The 14,834-nt window shown below is 40.5% G+C and carries 17 protein-coding genes; 5 read left to right on the top strand and 12 right to left on the bottom strand.

Translation table 11 applies throughout. The features are described 5' to 3' along the window. Window positions 1-74: 74 nt before the first annotated feature. The 4 genes from M2369_RS02105 to M2369_RS02090 all read right to left on the bottom strand — a co-directional run bounded on the left by M2369_RS02105 (window position 75) and on the right by M2369_RS02090 (window position 5,020). Window positions 75-2,210 carry a peptidoglycan D,D-transpeptidase FtsI family protein gene (locus M2369_RS02105; protein WP_017358000.1) on the bottom strand — a complete coding sequence of 712 codons (2,136 nt, stop codon included), beginning with the start codon at window positions 2,208-2,210 and terminating at the stop codon, window positions 75-77. A 122-nt stretch (window positions 2,211-2,332) separates the two neighbouring features. Continuing rightward, a complete protein-coding gene (locus tag M2369_RS02100) occupies window positions 2,333-3,619 on the bottom strand; it encodes an MFS transporter (RefSeq protein WP_008342348.1) in 1,287 nt (428 codons plus the stop codon). 123 nt (window positions 3,620-3,742) lie between these two features. Then, complete coding sequence (gene sodA, locus M2369_RS02095) at window positions 3,743-4,351, bottom strand: superoxide dismutase SodA (protein ID WP_007501264.1); 609 nt, start codon at window positions 4,349-4,351, stop codon at window positions 3,743-3,745. A gap of 183 nt (window positions 4,352-4,534) precedes the next feature. Continuing rightward, the gene (locus M2369_RS02090; protein ID WP_259253336.1) at window positions 4,535-5,020 is read right to left on the bottom strand and encodes a DUF456 domain-containing protein; all 486 of its coding nucleotides are present in this window, start codon (window positions 5,018-5,020) and stop codon (window positions 4,535-4,537) included. 143 nt (window positions 5,021-5,163) lie between these two features. Here M2369_RS02090 and M2369_RS02085 point away from each other — a divergent pair, with 143 nt between their 5' ends. Then, on the top strand, window positions 5,164-5,916 hold the full coding sequence (locus M2369_RS02085) for a DUF1189 domain-containing protein (protein ID WP_310503953.1): 753 nt from the start codon (window positions 5,164-5,166) through the stop codon (window positions 5,914-5,916). Window positions 5,917-5,955: 39 nt separating this feature from the next. Here M2369_RS02085 and M2369_RS02080 read toward each other — a convergent pair whose 3' ends face one another. Next, window positions 5,956-6,501 (bottom strand): GNAT family N-acetyltransferase, encoded by a 546-nt coding sequence (locus M2369_RS02080; RefSeq protein WP_045034379.1) that lies wholly within the window; start codon window positions 6,499-6,501, stop codon window positions 5,956-5,958. Window positions 6,502-6,691: 190 nt separating this feature from the next. Between M2369_RS02080 and M2369_RS02075 the strand changes: the two genes are divergently transcribed. After that, window positions 6,692-6,994 carry a hypothetical protein gene (locus M2369_RS02075; protein ID WP_259253334.1) on the top strand — a complete coding sequence of 101 codons (303 nt, stop codon included), beginning with the start codon at window positions 6,692-6,694 and terminating at the stop codon, window positions 6,992-6,994. 106 nt (window positions 6,995-7,100) lie between these two features. Beyond that, on the top strand, window positions 7,101-8,216 hold the full coding sequence (gene ispG, locus M2369_RS02070) for a flavodoxin-dependent (E)-4-hydroxy-3-methylbut-2-enyl-diphosphate synthase (RefSeq protein WP_008342357.1): 1,116 nt from the start codon (window positions 7,101-7,103) through the stop codon (window positions 8,214-8,216). Window positions 8,217-8,264: 48 nt separating this feature from the next. On the opposite strand, the gene M2369_RS02065 is transcribed toward ispG, so the two are convergent. Further along, the gene (locus M2369_RS02065) at window positions 8,265-8,627 is read right to left on the bottom strand and encodes a DUF308 domain-containing protein (RefSeq protein WP_008342359.1); all 363 of its coding nucleotides are present in this window, start codon (window positions 8,625-8,627) and stop codon (window positions 8,265-8,267) included. Window positions 8,628-8,766: 139 nt separating this feature from the next. Here M2369_RS02065 and M2369_RS02060 point away from each other — a divergent pair, with 139 nt between their 5' ends. After that, window positions 8,767-9,345 (top strand): 5' nucleotidase, NT5C type, encoded by a 579-nt coding sequence (locus tag M2369_RS02060; RefSeq protein WP_008342361.1) that lies wholly within the window; start codon window positions 8,767-8,769, stop codon window positions 9,343-9,345. A 24-nt stretch (window positions 9,346-9,369) separates the two neighbouring features. Here the strand turns inward: M2369_RS02060 and M2369_RS02055 are convergent, their stop codons facing one another. The 5 genes from M2369_RS02055 to M2369_RS02035 all read right to left on the bottom strand — a co-directional run bounded on the left by M2369_RS02055 (window position 9,370) and on the right by M2369_RS02035 (window position 13,487). Continuing rightward, on the bottom strand, window positions 9,370-10,287 hold the full coding sequence (locus M2369_RS02055) for an ROK family protein (RefSeq protein WP_259253333.1): 918 nt from the start codon (window positions 10,285-10,287) through the stop codon (window positions 9,370-9,372). 140 nt (window positions 10,288-10,427) lie between these two features. Then, on the bottom strand, window positions 10,428-10,856 hold the full coding sequence (gene zur, locus M2369_RS02050) for a zinc uptake transcriptional repressor Zur (RefSeq protein ID WP_003217433.1): 429 nt from the start codon (window positions 10,854-10,856) through the stop codon (window positions 10,428-10,430). Next, complete coding sequence (locus tag M2369_RS02045; RefSeq protein ID WP_007501274.1) at window positions 10,834-11,694, bottom strand: metal ABC transporter permease; 861 nt, start codon at window positions 11,692-11,694, stop codon at window positions 10,834-10,836. Before M2369_RS02045 ends, zur begins: the two co-directional genes overlap by 23 nt. Further along, complete coding sequence (locus M2369_RS02040; protein WP_008342368.1) at window positions 11,694-12,470, bottom strand: metal ABC transporter ATP-binding protein; 777 nt, start codon at window positions 12,468-12,470, stop codon at window positions 11,694-11,696. The genes M2369_RS02045 and M2369_RS02040 overlap by 1 nt, the downstream gene beginning before the upstream one ends. A gap of 135 nt (window positions 12,471-12,605) precedes the next feature. Then, window positions 12,606-13,487: a YitT family protein gene (locus tag M2369_RS02035; RefSeq protein WP_007501276.1), complete on the bottom strand. Its 882-nt coding sequence runs from the start codon at window positions 13,485-13,487 to the stop codon at window positions 12,606-12,608. A 140-nt stretch (window positions 13,488-13,627) separates the two neighbouring features. Between M2369_RS02035 and M2369_RS02030 the strand changes: the two genes are divergently transcribed. Beyond that, window positions 13,628-13,882: a DUF2624 domain-containing protein gene (locus tag M2369_RS02030; protein WP_259253332.1), complete on the top strand. Its 255-nt coding sequence runs from the start codon at window positions 13,628-13,630 to the stop codon at window positions 13,880-13,882. Window positions 13,883-13,931: 49 nt separating this feature from the next. On the opposite strand, the gene M2369_RS02025 is transcribed toward M2369_RS02030, so the two are convergent. Further along, window positions 13,932-14,825, bottom strand: a complete 894-nt coding sequence (locus M2369_RS02025) for a deoxyribonuclease IV (RefSeq protein WP_017358005.1) — start codon at window positions 14,823-14,825, stop codon at window positions 13,932-13,934. Window positions 14,826-14,834 lie beyond the last annotated feature (9 nt).

The raw sequence follows: 14,834 nt of genomic DNA, 5'->3' as shown, positions 1-14,834 counted from the left end.
AATTTATATCGAAAAGTTTGAAGAAAATATAAAAAAACGCCCACAAAAAGTGAGCGTTTTTACCTAGAATAGGTCTAGTTATTTGTTTCTGCTTCATTTTCAATTTTGTTTTTGTTCTTCGCTTGTGTATCATTGCTTTCCTGTTTCGATTTCAGTTCAAAGTACTTGTCTAATACTTGTTCACCAATATCATTTGTAATCGGATAGCGCTGGTTGTAATCTTGATACACCCAAGGCACGACAACTGAAATCGCTACTTCTGGATTATCAGCAGGCGCATACGCAACAAGTGTTGTGTTATACGTCGGTGTGCCTCGTTTGCTTTTAATCGGGCCGTCATAGAATGATTGAGCGGTCCCTGTTTTGCCAGCTGGATTGTATTTTTTGTTGCCAAAGTTCGAATATGCTGTCCCTCTTGGGTTCTGCATCACAAGCTTGAATCCTTGCTGTACGCGTTTGATCTCATCACTTGTCATATCGAGCTTATTCAGTACATCCGGCTTGACGGACTCCGTTACAGCCCCAATGCCTCTTTGCGGATCTGGCTCTCTCACTTCTTTTACGAGCTGAGGACGTAAACGATAGCCGCCATTGGCAATCGTTGAGACGTATTGCGCCATTTGTAGCGGTGTAAACGTGTCATATTGTCCAATCGCATAGTCAAGTAAAAGACCGGATTGTGTAGACGTTCCACGATAGCCAGTTGCTTCGTTTGGCAGGTCAATACCTGTCTCCACTCCAAGACCAAATTTACTAAAATTGTAACGGAACGTATCAAACGCCTTTGTATCAATTGGGAGCGGCTGATTCTTACGATATTCCCCTTTCCCGATTGCAATCGCTGTTTTAAACATATACACGTTTGATGAACGTTCTAGTGCGGTTAAATCATTAATGAGTCCCATATTTTGATAGGATTTTTTCGGCGGTGACTGAGCGATATAGAGCGGTTCATCGTATTGGGTGCTTCCAATGTGAAGGACGCCTGTTTTATAACCTGTCAGTACAGTTGCCCCTTTTACTGCTGATCCCATCGCATATGATGATGTCATCGTTCCTAGTGCATAGTCATCAAATTTGTATGTCCCATTCTTATTGGTAATCTGTTTACCCGCAATCGAGAGCACTTCCCCATTTCTCGGGTCCATCATGACAACAAACGCACGATCAAGAAGTTCTGTGCCGCCTCTTTGCTTCGCACTTTTCAAGTTCTTTTCGATGATTTTTTCCACCGCTTTTTGCAGCTGAATATCAATCGTCAGCACAAGGTCTTTCCCGCTCTTTCCTTCTGTTAACACTTTAGAGCTTGTGACATTGCCTTCTTTATCCGTTGTACTTTGTTCTTTTTCTTTTTGACCTTGCAGGACATCTTCATATTGATATTCAAGATAGCTTTTTCCTACACGATCATTTCGGCTGTAGCCGAGTGATAGATAATGTTCAAGCAGTGACGACGGAAGACCTTCATCACTTGAAGACACACTGCCGAGCATACTGCGGAGCAGTCCTTTATAAGGATAGCTGCGTGACCAATCTGTTGTGACATCTACACCTGGCAGCTCGTCCAAATGCTCAGAGACGTAAGCAATTTCACTTGGTTTAACATCTTCGTTTTTAATGAATTGAGGCGTAAGTGCATAGCCTGCATCCATTTGTCTTTTAATCGCAAGCACTTGCAAATCTTTTTTCGTCAGTTGATTTAATTCCTTGTCTGTGATGCGTTTCAGCTGGAGCTCGTATAGTTTATCATCAGAGACCTTATCGTCACCCTTTAAATCGGCTTCTTTTTGAACAAGCTTTTTCGCTTCATTCGGATGGGTTAAGATCCAGAAATCTTTTTTATCACGATCTGTGATTTTCTTCGTACTTACGTGAATCATATCCGCTAATTTTGTTGCCACTTTGAGCCGCTCTTCTTGTGAAGTCGTCGAGGTTCTCGTATATGTAATGGCATTTAGCGCTTTATTGCTGACAATCGTGTTATAATTTCGATCATAAATTTTTCCGCGCGGAGCAGATGAGCTGACATTTACGTCTTCTTGTTTTTCTGCCTGCTTTTTATAATCTTCTCCATTCACAATCTGCACAAAACCGAGTCTGACCACAACACCGGTAAAAATAATGAACGCAGCTAAAAATAATAAATTCAGCCGGATCGGAAGTGTTTTGCGCCCTTCCTTCGCGTCTTTTTTGTTTTTCTTGTTTCTCATCACATCACCTTTTCTATCAAGAAAGAAATGGCACCCCTTTTTGTGTATAAAAGGTGCCATCATCATTTTAGCGGTTTTTCTATCATTTATCTAGAAATTTGATGTTCCATTGGTAAGAAATTTTACCTTTCTCCCTTCATAAGGTTCGTTTGAGAAACAGGCTTTTGACCGTCAGCCTCTTCTATATCAGCTGTTTTTTCTTTTAAATGAATGTCCTTTACAAAATAATAAATAAGGGTGTGCCCCGCTCCGAGTACGACAAGTGAAGCAGGAATCCCAAGCCGATCGCCCAGTAAGGTGACCGATAAAAGAAAAAAGACAATCGAACAAATACGCCCTGCATTTAAAAATAGTTCTCTGACGACAATATATTCAATTCGGGCTTTTCTTGCATATCTGGCATGACCGATGACATCGTAAGTTAAAGAGACATACGGAACTAGCAGAAGCGGGTAGCCGATCGCAATGGCTACTGCGTACATAAGCAGTGATACATAGGACAAGTGAAAGACGATTAAAAATAAAGCGCCATATAAAATAAGCCCGCCAAACATAATCGCTTTTTTACGCCATTTTTTCTTAATCAAACGAGTAGCAAAAAAATAGGCAAAAAAGGCAACACCTGAATTGACTAGACCAAATGTGCCTAAAGCAAGCTCACTGTTTGTTGCAATAAACACAAAGACACTGATTAAAAAGACAAACACGCCTTCACGGAGCCCCTGAAAAAAGTGAGCAGTTGTAATCTTACGCCAATTCTCGTCCGCATGGCGCTCTTTCCAAATTTGCTTAATGATAAATTTTCCTTTTGATTGTCTCCTCTTGAGGAAAAAACTCATCACAACCGCTAGTGAAAACAAAAAAAGCGATAAAGTGAAAATCACTGTATAGCCTGTATCATCCGTTAATTGAGAAATCACAATTCCTGCAATGAGCGGCCCAATCATACCGGCTGTAGAGGTAAGCACCCCTAAAAATCCATTAAAGAAATCCCTTGTTTCAGGTTCAGTAATCTCAAAAGTGAGCACGTTAAAGGCAAGCCAGTAAAAACCATAGCCGATTCCAAGCACACTGCCTAATAACACGAGCCGAGCTGCCGCTTGCTCTCCTGCCATGAGAACAATTAAGTAAAAAGCGGCTAAGAAGATGACACCGAAACGAAGGACAAATGCACGATCTATTTTTTTAGCGAGCCGACCAGCAAATAAAAAGGTAATGGGCTGTAGGACAACTATCGCCAAGTTATAAATCGCAAGGTCTGTAAATCGCCCAGACTGTTTCCATAAATACACGTTCACAAACGTATTCGAAAGCGCAATCGCAAGTGCGTATAATCCGCCAATCGTGAGGAGGAGCAATAAATCTCTTGTGACATCCATGTCCCCGAACATTTTCTTTAATCTGCTCATATCATTCATTCTCCTTTTCTACACAATAGTCTGTCTCATCAAAAGGCAGATATGTAAAAAAAGGAGGGAAAATATAAAAAGACCCGCTCTCAGAGAGAAGCAGGTCTTTTCAAATCAAATCATTTATTTAGCTTCGCTGTAAAGGCGAGCCACTTCATCCCAGTTCACAACATTCCAGAATGCTGAAATGTAATCAGGACGACGGTTTTGGTAGTTTAGGTAGTAAGCATGCTCCCAAACGTCTAGTCCTAGGATTGGTGTTTTTCCTTCAGTTAAAGGAGAATCTTGGTTTGGTGTGCTTGTGATTTCAAGTTTGCCATTGTTCACAACAAGCCATGCCCAACCAGAACCAAAGCGTCCTGCAGCTGCTGCAGCGAAATCAGATTTGAATTTTTCAAATCCGCCTAATTCTTTTTCGATCGCATCTGCAAGTTCACCAGTTGGTGCGCCGCCACCGTTTGGTGAAAGAAGCGTCCAGAATAATGAGTGGTTCGCATGTCCTCCGCCATTGTTACGTACAGCTGTACGAATGTTTTCAGGCACAGAGTTCAAGTTAGCCACTAGCTCTTCAATTGATTGATCTTCAAGAGCTGATACACCTTCGATTGCTTTGTTTAAGTTTGTTACATAAGTGTTGTGGTGTTTTGTGTGGTGAATCGTCATTGTTTCCTTGTCGATATGTGGTTCTAATGCATCGTAAGCATATGGTAATTCTGGAAGTTTAAAAGCCATGGTTAAATTCCTCCTTAGAAATGTATGTACTGAAATGCTTCCTTAGTAAGCAAGCAATTCACCCTAATCAAAGAGTATCAAAAGAAACGGCTTGTTTCAACGTTATTGCTCATGATCTGAAACATTTCAGTGTTTATTTTGTATTTAACCCTTCAAAAAGAGTGTTAAACACCGATTTTCCATTTAGCGAAGCACATAAAACAAAAAGATTCCCAGCATGAGTGCTTGAATCAACCCTTTTGCAAATACGCCTGACACAAAACCAATTAATGAGCCAAGCCCAACTTTCACACTTGTCTTCAGATCTTTTTGATGAACGAGCAGCTCTGCGATGACACTGCCGATAAATGGACCAATGATAATTCCAGCAATCGGAATCACAAAAGGACCGGCTAAAAGCCCAATGGTACTTCCCCAAATGGCCGCCCGGCTGCCGCCAAAGCGTTTCACTCCAATCAAATTGGAGACATAATCCGCGGCAAATAACACAGCTGTAAACATGGCTTGAATGAGCCAAAAAGTGAGCGTCAAATTCTCAAAGCTAAAAAAGAGCCCATATAAAATAAACCCAAGAACCATGAAAACCACACTAGGAATGATTGGATAGACAAGTCCCACAAACGCAATGATAAATGCACAGCCGATCAAAATCCAATACAGCACGTCCAATCCGCAGCCGCCTCCTTTTTATATGCTGTATACATTATGCCTCATTCCTTCTATCTTAACCAGTAATGAAGGCCGTACTTGTACTGGATGGATAGACATTGATACAATGTGAGAAATAGAAAAGAATGTAGGAAGTGAATCGGTTGAACGTATTTAGTTTATTGTTAAAAGGAATTTATTCACCAAAAGATATTGCCAGAGCACGTTTTACTGGGATTGGAAAGGCCATTTTATTCATCTTTATCCTTTCGATCATCGCAGCTGTCCCCCAGGGCTATCATATGAGCCAAGAGATTTCAAATGCGATGTCAGGATTTCAACATGTGATTAAAAAAGATTTACCCGACTTTTCCATTGAAAAAGGAACGCTTCAAGCGGATCAAAGCACGCCGATCGAAAAAGAAGAAAACGGCATCACGATTATCTTTGATCCCGCTGAAAAAATAAAATCAAGTGAGCTTGAATCAAAACAAACAGCCATTGCGTTATTGAAAGAAAAAGCAGTGATTGCCATTGACGGACAAATGACAGATATTCCATACCAGCTGCTTGGCGGAACACTCACAAAAGATGAACTTGCCAGCGTCACAAACCAGAATCAAGCGATCATTATCCCTGTCATTTGTGTCTTGCTGTACCTATCTACTGCTGCTCTCATGTTCATCAGCGCAACATTCCTAGCCATGCTTGGCACATTTATTATACGAATGCAGCAAAAAGAGCTGTCCTTTCAAATGCTTTGGAAGCTCTCTGCCTATTCACTCACATTAACAACCGTCTTTTTCGCCATCATGAGTGCATTAAACACGCCGGTTGCAAACTCATTTTTATTAAATTGGGTGATTAACTTTATTTTCTTATATCTTGTCGTTAAAGAAATACCTGCAAAAAAATAAGCTCCCTCATTTTGGGGAGCTTTTTTATTTGTTTTGACCCTATGACTCATCTGGATGGATGATCGCAAACAAATAGTGATCCTCCCACTTATCATTGATCTTTACTTTTTTACGATGAAGTCCCTCATTTTCAAATCCTGTCTTCTCAAGCACACGAATGGAACCAATGTTAGATGGTTTTACGCCAGCCTCAATGCGGTGAAGGTACAATTCATAAAAGGCATAATCGATAATCAAACGAATCGCCTCTGTCATATACCCCTTCCCGCCTTGCTTTTCATCAAGTACATATCCAAGCAAAGCCCCTTGAATCGGTCCTCTTTCAACAGAATTGAGTGAGATCGTTCCAATTAATGCATCTGTTTCATTTAAGAAAATACCGTGCATATAGGCTTCATCTTTTGCACGCCTTTGCATACTGCGGTTAATCCGTTCCTTTTGACGAGGTACAGTAAAAAAATCATCCTGAACCAAAGGTGTAAATTGCTGAAAATAGGTGCGGTTTTCTCGTTCAAGTGTTAATAGTGCTTCTGCATCACTTTCTGTTAGTGTTCTTACATATATATGCTGACTGATTTTCTTCATATACTCTCCCCCTGTTTTGATTTTATCATAATAAAGAAAGGGCTTAGGATTGCTTTTTCCAAACTTTTTTCACTTACAAGTCATACTAGAACTCACTAGAACCACCCTTCCTAGCTTTTCCACTCTTTTTTGTTCTATCAACTCAGGGACATGCATAATCTGAAGTAAACTCTTAAAAGCGGTGAGTAAAATGCGGCGAATTATTTTTTTACTAGTCAGTTTGTTTGTCCTCTTTATTATCTTTTTTGATTTAAAAAATGGAACGATCCCCGTTCAGGAAGGCCCTGCTGTTCCCGCCAGCGCCTTTCAAACAGCTGAAAAACAGGCATATAAAACTGTCACTGTTAAACAAGGACAAACCGTCGTCTCTATCGTGCATACAAGTAAGCCATTAGATGAAGTGATCGAAGACTTTGAAGCACTGAATCAAGGCGTCAAAGCGAACGAAATTCGGGCAGGCAACACATACAAGTTTCCGGTCTATAAGAGATAAAACGTTAATTCCTTGTCATTCATACAAAGAGACTGTTACAATATGAGATGTAAAACACGTCGTACACTGCAAACGAATTGCATGTACACTAAGGAGCGATTGACAAGTGAGTGAAGTCACACATCGTACAAAAACGCGTCCCGTCAAAGTGGGACCTTTAACTATAGGTGGAAACAATGAAGTCGTCATTCAAAGTATGGCGACAACCAAAACACATGATGTCGAAGCGACAGTAGCTGAAATTAAACGTTTAGAAGAAGCTGGCTGTCAAATTGTGCGTGTCGCATGCCCAGATGAGCGTGCAGCAAATGCGATTGCGGACATTAAAAAACAAATCAACATCCCCCTTGTTGTCGACATTCATTTTGACTACAAGCTTGCACTGAAAGCGATTGAAGCAGGTGCAGACAAAATTCGTATCAACCCAGGAAACATCGGAAGACGAGAAAAAGTCGAAGCTGTTGTGAAAGCTGCAAAAGAAAAAGGCATTCCAATTCGTATTGGGGTAAACGCTGGTTCGCTCGAGAAAAAGATTCTTGATAAATACGGCTATCCAACAGCAGATGGTATGGTTGAAAGTGCACTGCATCACATTAAAATTTTAGAAGACCTAGACTTTCATGACATCATTGTCAGTATGAAAGCATCTGATGTAAACCTTGCGATTGAGGCATACGAAAAAGCAGCAAAGGCCTTTGATTATCCTCTTCATCTTGGGATTACAGAATCAGGTACGTTATTTGCAGGTACGGTCAAAAGTGCAGCTGGTCTTGGCGCAATCTTGAATATGGGGATTGGTAACACACTCCGTATTTCATTAAGTGCTGACCCGGTCGAAGAGGTCAAAGTGGCACGTGAATTATTAAAATCATTTGGCCTTGCATCAAATGCAGCAACACTCATCTCATGTCCAACTTGTGGACGAATTGAAATTGACCTCATTAGCATTGCAAATGAAGTCGAAGAATATATTTCTAAAATTAAAGCACCGATCAAAGTAGCTGTTCTCGGATGTGCTGTAAACGGTCCAGGTGAAGCGCGTGAAGCTGATATCGGCATCGCTGGCGCTAGAGGTGAAGGCCTCTTATTCCGCAAAGGTGAAATCGTTCGGAAAGTGCCAGAAGAAACAATGGTCGAAGAACTGAAAAAAGAAATCGATAAAATCGCTGAAGAACATTATGCAAAAATGGAAGCTGAAAAAGCAAAACAAGCGAACGCATAACAAAGAACGCCTGACATCACTGTCAGGCGTTTTTCTGTTCCTGTCCTGTTAAAAGAACGGGGTGATAAAGATGCCGAGGATGACGGAAACGATTCCGATCCCGATTGACCACGCGCCAAGCGCATGTGCTCCTTTTCTTCTTGCAATATAACCAACGACGATTGCCGCTACGCCTAATAGCACCGGCAAGACAAATAATGAGATAATCGCAATCGCGAGTGCTGTATAGCCTATCCCCTTACTGCCTGAATCGTCACCTACATGGTCACGTTCTCTTCTGTCTTCACGATCTCTTGATGCTTGATATGGCTCTGCTATTTCAGCAGCTGTTTCCTCTAAATAGCCATCATCATTACTAAAGTGTGTGTCGATTTCACGATCATTTCTTCTGAAATCTTCGTCTCTTTCCATGATCAATTCCCCCTTTTGGTTAATAGAAAGGAGCTTTTTTAGTATGAGCAAAAATGTCTGTTTCATGTTTGCTAAAACTTGCTGGAATTGTGAATTGATTATGTTACACTTTAAGAGGATAAATATGAGGAGTGTGGGCATGTTACGTTTAGGAATTGATATCGATGGCACAGTCACGGCGCAGGACACCTTTGTCCCCTACTTAAATGAGTCGTTTCAATGTGACATCACACTAGATGATATGACGGAATATGATTTGACGAAGCTTTTAAAGATTTCAAATGAAGAATTTTGGGGCTGGATGAATGAGTATGAGCCTCTTATTTATAAACAGGCAAAGCCTGCCGAGGGTGCAAAAGAAATCCTCAATCAAATGAAACATCATCATCAATTGATTTATATCACAGCCAGAAGGCAGCATCACTCAGACATCACCTACAAATGGTTTGAGGAGAATCATGTCCATTACGACGATATCGAGCTTGTTGGCGGACATCATAAGGTGGAAGCTGTTCAAAAACATAAGATCGATGTGTTTTTTGAAGATCACCATGGCAATGCCACAATGATTGCAAAAGAAGCTGACATTCCAGTGATTCTGTTTAACTCACCGTATAATCAAATGCCAATTGATGAACGGATCATTCGCGTTAATAACTGGCAAGAAGCATCCCAATGGATCAAACAGTATGAAAAGCGACTGCAAACTGCTTACTAAAACAGATCAAAAGCCGATACGTTTTTAATGTATCGGCTTTTTGATTGTACGATAATGTCCTTCTTTTATTAAAAAATGATAAAGTGCACCCATCATACCTGCCTGATTGAAGTAATAGCACGTTTCCAGTGTCACCTGTATGTTTTTCCATGCATGCAAAGTATGTAAATGTTTCTCAATGTTTGGAATCAAATCGGGCCTTGCACTCACGCCCCCGCCAATGAGGATTTTCTCTGGATTGAGAACTGTTGCCACATTGTAAATACCAATTGCGATTCGTTTGTACCACTGATCGATCATCTTCTCAATGGCCGGATCTTGCTTGGCTTTTTCAAAGATTTCTTGACCGTCGATTTGCTGACTTTGTGGAATGCCCTGCTGCTCTTTGTAACTTCGTATCAATCCAGCTGTCGAAGCACTGCTGTTGAGTGTGGTAAACTGACCATTTTCTGTTTCTGTCAGCATCATACCAAATTCACCGCCGCGAAAAGAGGCACCGCGAACAAGCTCGCCACCAGCAAAAATACCGCCGCCGACACCAGTCCCAAGTGTCATACATATAAAGCTGTCACACTCTTTCGCATGACCACTAAATTTTTCAGCCAGAGCTGCACAGTTCGCATCATTTTCTACTTCTACACGAAGTGATGTTTTTTCTTCCAAAAGCGTTTTGACATTTTGGCCATTTAAAGCAATAATCGCTCCTGCAAATTCCGTATAACCCGTTTGACTGTCAACAAAACCCGGAAGACTCATCGCAATCCCTTTGATATCCCAAGTCCTTTGATACTCTTTCACCACGTTCTCCATGTCCTCTAAAAACGGCTCAAGTTGTCGGCAGTTTGTTTCGTAGTCGCCGCTCGTGATCAGCTCACCATTTCGATCCATGACCCCATGCTTTGTTTTTGTTCCGCCTACATCGAAAACAACATAATACGCCACCTTTGACCACTCCCCTATTTCAAAAGACTCATTTATGTTTCAATAGATGATCTATTGTTCTCATTTTAATGAAACAGCTATCCTTTGTAAAACGTTTTCAAGATCACAAAACAAAAAGCCAGCCCATCGGCTGGCTTCTTTCATGAATGAACTTCTTTCGGTTCGCAAGAAGGACACGTTCCGTAAATTTCAAATTTATGTCCGCTAATGTGATAATCCTCTAGATCAGCATCAAGCTTGTCCATAGGGCAAGCGTCAATTTCCTTTGTTTTACCACACGTCAAACAAATAAAGTGATGATGATGGTGGGAAAACGAACATTTAAAACGGAACAGTTTCTCCCCTGATAATTCCGTTGTCTCTAATATCCCAAGATCTTCATATAAAGACAGGTTTCGATAAATCGTATCAAAACTAAGCCCTGGGTAATCTTCACTTAATGCTGTTAATACATTTTTAGCGGTCAAGTATTTATCAGAATCAGAAAACAATTGAAGCATATCTTCACGTTTGCTTGTATATTTATAGCCTTTTTCCTTTAATAAATCAAGCGCTTCTTGTACGTTCATGATGATTCCCCCTTCTGAATTTCCCAATACTAATACACCCGATTAAAATCAAGATAGACAGCATCACAATGGTTCCACCCGGCGCTAAATCAAGATAATAACTTAAAATCAAGCCGACCATGACAGACAATTCCCCAAATAAGATGGAAAGGAAAATCGCCTGTTTAAACCCTTTGGCAATCCGAATACTTGCCGCAACTGGCAGTGTCATGAGTGCGGACACTAGGAGTGTACCGACAATACGCATCGATGCTGCGATGACAAGTGCAACGACTAAAATAAAAATAAAATGAATCCACTTAGCTGAAATACCAGAAGCCTTCGCATGTTCTTCATCAAAAGAAAGCAAAAACAATTCTTTATACAAGAGCACAACCACTAATACAACGACAAGTGAGATCCCAACAATAATCCAAAGATCGAGCCTTGAAACCGCACTGACACTTCCGAACAAATAACTGAACAAATCTGTATTAAAACCATTTGCAAGTGAAATGAAAATAACAGAGATCCCAATACCACCCGATAAAATAATGGGAATCGCCAGCTCCTGATAATGTTTATACACAGAGCGCAGACGTTCGATAAACAATGAGCCAGCCACAGAAAAAGCCATTCCTAAGTAAAGCGGGCTAACCCCTGTCAAAAGTCCAAACTTTTTATCAAGGAATAAACTTGCCGCTATCCCAGCAAGTGACACGTGACTAAGCGCATCTGCGATGAGAGAGAGCCTTCTCACGACAATAAATACACCAAGTAAGGGCGCAATAAAGCCGATCAGCATACCTGCGATAAACGCATTTTGTAAAAATTCATAATGAAAAAATGGAAATAGCATTATTCATGTCCCCCATGATGGTGATGATCGTGATGAATCACTTGAATGTCATGCCCGTAAAACTGAGAAAGCGCCTGATCATCCATCGAATCAAACGTTTCCGCATCTCCATGAAAATGAAGTGTCTGATTTAAACAAGCCACATGCGTGACTTTGTCAGAAACGGTTCCTACATCATGTGTAACGAGAATTAAAGACATTCCTTTTTCTTTGTTCAATGTTTCTAACAGCTGATAAAAGCCCTCTACTGTTCTTTGGTCTACACCCACAGTCGGCTCATCTAAAATAAGCAGCTTTGGCTGACTGACGAGTGCACGGGCAATAAATGTACGCTGCTGCTGACCGCCTGAAAGCTCACCAATGTTTTGATGTTTTAAGTCTTGTATACCAACTGAGCGTATGGCCTCATCTACTTGAAGCTTATCCTGCTTACTCATGCGTTTGAATAAACCAATCTTCGCCGTTAAACCACTTGCCACGACCTCGTATACAGAAGCAGGAAACCCTGTATTAAAGCTATTCGCCTTTTGAGAAACAAATCCAATTTGATCCCAGTCTTTAAATTTTTGAGCTGGTGTGCCAAAGAGCTTCAATTCTCCCTGCTGGGGTTTAATCAAGCCAAGCAGGCATTTTAATAAGGTTGTTTTACCAGATCCATTCGGTCCAACAAGTGCTAGAAAGTTTCCTTCCTCTACCGTTAAATGAATGTGATCAATGACATTTCGCTGTCCATATGAATACGAAATGTCCTTCATTTCAATAATTGGCTTTGCCATAAATCTTCCACCTTTAATCCAATATAAAAAGAATGATTACGATTTATACAACAAAAAGAAAATGGCAAAAGCCATTTTCTTTGTCCATACATACATTTCATTATATAAAAGAAAGATAAAAAAGTAAAATAAAAGCTAATGAATGGCTGTTTTGAATTTACCGCCTTTTGTTTCATGCGTATCCATAATCGTAATAAAGGCTTGACCATCAATTTCAAACACGATAGATTTCAGCTTCGTAATTTCAAGTCTTGTCACGACGGCGTAAATGACATCTTTTTCTTCATCGGTATAGCCGCCTTTTCCTCTAAGCTTGGTGGTTCCCCTGCCGAGACGATGAAGGATCGCATCTGAAATTTCATCATAATAATCCGAAACGATAATGACAGCTTTTGTTTCATCTAGTCCCTGAATGACAGCATCAATTGTTTTCATTGCCAAATAATATGTCATGACAGAATACATAGCTTGCTCCGGTCCGAAGACAAAGCCCGCCCAAATAAAAATGAACACATTGACGATCATGACAAACTCACCGACGGAGAAAGGAATTTTTTTCGTCAGAAGAATTCCTAAGATTTCCGTTCCGTCCATTGAGCCTCCATTCCGTATCACAAGCCCAACGCCAAACCCGAGTAACAGCCCTCCAAATACAGTAGCTAAAATCGGCTGCGTCGTAAATGCTTCTACATGATGGAGTGAAGATTCAATCACGGCCAAGCTGACAATTCCAATCACAGTGGAAATCAAGAAGGTTTTCCCAATATGTTTGTATCCTGATATCATAAATGGAATATTTAAAATGACAACAATCGTCGCAAAATTAATGAATGGGTTATCCGTAAAAAGATAATCCAAAATAAGCGAAATACCGATGATGCCTCCATCAATAATATTGTTTGGCACTAAAAATAATTCAATGCTGACTGCTGCACATGCAGCTCCTACTAGAATCAGAAAAATTCTCAAAATAAAATGAGGCACTGATTCCTTTTTATGCTGTTTACTATTTGCCATACGTTCTCCCTTCTACACATGTTTAGTTTTCAATGAACATTTTATTCACTTTACTATTTTATCATTTCACAGAGTAAAATAAAATTTTTTGCACATTTTCCGTTTTCGCCCATACATTGATACAGAGGGGAGGAATGGAATTGATTTTAATTCAAAAAATTGTGTTGCAGCGTCTGAATCAGATCACAGCAAATGACTTGTTAAGGTATGCAAAACAGTATGGGATCAGCTTAACATCCAATCAGGCTGCAGAGGTCGCCAAACTCATGAATGGGAAAAACGTCAATATTTTTAATGATGCAGAGCGCAACCGGCTGCTTAAGCAAGTGGAAGCGATTACGTCTAAACAGACAGCACAGACCGTCAATGATCTGTTTAATCAATTCACAAATTAGGCAAAAAAGGGCCGCATTTAGCGGCACCTCATCACATTGCATGCACTTTTTATTGACCCGTAATCTTATCTAGTAAACCTTCATCAAATTGCTTTTCTTTCAGCATCGCAATTTCGAATTTATAAGGTGGTTTCTTGTTCTTTTTATCTTCACCTACATAAGGCGTTTCTAGAATCTTCGGCACATCTTGAAGCTGTGGATGATGAACGATATAGCTCAGGGCATCAAAACCAATTTCTCCAAAACCGATATTTTCATGTCGGTCTTTTCTTGCGCCTTGTACATTTTTACTATCATTAATATGAAGAACTTTGATTCGGTCGATCCCGACAATTCGATCAAATTCTTCTAAAACTCCATCAAAATCACTCACAATGGGATAACCTGCATCGTGCGTGTGACACGTATCAAAGCAAACAGAAAGTGCTTCGTTATGTGTCACACCGTCAATAATTTGGGCAAGCTCTTCAAAGCTTCTTCCGCACTCTGATCCTTTTCCCGCCATTGTTTCCAGCGCAATTTGAACCTCCTGCCCCTTCACAATGACTTCATTGAGACCTTCAATGATTTTTTGAATTCCAGCATCTGCACCTGCTCCGACATGCGCACCTGGATGAAGAACAATTTGTCTTGCACCTAGCGCTTCTGTACGCTCTATCTCAGAGCGAAGGAAGTCCACTCCAAGCTCAAATGTCGCTGGATTCACTGTGTTCCCAATATTGATAATATACGGTGCATGAACGACGATATCTGTCATACCATGCTCTTTCATATGCGCTTGTCCAGCTTCAATATTGAGATCTTCAATTTTTTTACGGCGCGTATTTTGCGGTGCACCTGTATAAATCATAAAAGTATTTGAACCATAAGAGGCAGCTTCCTCACTCGCTGCAAGTAGCATATGTTTTCCGCTCATGGATACATGTGATCCAATCTTCAACAATGTGTCCCC

Source organism: Bacillus sp. JUb11 (assembly GCF_024807925.1).
GTDB classification, from domain to species: domain Bacteria; phylum Bacillota; class Bacilli; order Bacillales; family Bacillaceae; genus Bacillus; species Bacillus altitudinis.
The sequence above is the reverse complement of the archived record's forward strand: the minus strand, read 5'-3'. Positions and strand labels throughout refer to the sequence as shown.

Coding starts and splice junctions, on each gene's coding strand:
- M2369_RS02105 (WP_017358000.1), bottom strand. CDS start 2,210: ATGAGAAACAAGAAAAACAAAAAAGACGCGAAGGAAGGGCGCAAAACA.
- M2369_RS02100 (WP_008342348.1), bottom strand. CDS start 3,619: ATGAGCAGATTAAAGAAAATGTTCGGGGACATGGATGTCACAAGAGAT.
- sodA (WP_007501264.1), bottom strand. CDS start 4,351: ATGGCTTTTAAACTTCCAGAATTACCATATGCTTACGATGCATTAGAA.
- M2369_RS02080 (WP_045034379.1), bottom strand. CDS start 6,501: ATGAAGAAAATCAGTCAGCATATATATGTAAGAACACTAACAGAAAGT.
- M2369_RS02075 (WP_259253334.1), top strand. CDS start 6,692: ATGCGGCGAATTATTTTTTTACTAGTCAGTTTGTTTGTCCTCTTTATT.
- M2369_RS02065 (WP_008342359.1), bottom strand. CDS start 8,627: ATGGAAAGAGACGAAGATTTCAGAAGAAATGATCGTGAAATCGACACA.
- M2369_RS02060 (WP_008342361.1), top strand. CDS start 8,767: ATGTTACGTTTAGGAATTGATATCGATGGCACAGTCACGGCGCAGGAC.
- zur (WP_003217433.1), bottom strand. CDS start 10,856: ATGAACGTACAAGAAGCGCTTGATTTATTAAAGGAAAAAGGCTATAAA.
- M2369_RS02045 (WP_007501274.1), bottom strand. CDS start 11,694: ATGCTATTTCCATTTTTTCATTATGAATTTTTACAAAATGCGTTTATC.
- M2369_RS02040 (WP_008342368.1), bottom strand. CDS start 12,470: ATGGCAAAGCCAATTATTGAAATGAAGGACATTTCGTATTCATATGGA.
- M2369_RS02035 (WP_007501276.1), bottom strand. CDS start 13,487: ATGGCAAATAGTAAACAGCATAAAAAGGAATCAGTGCCTCATTTTATT.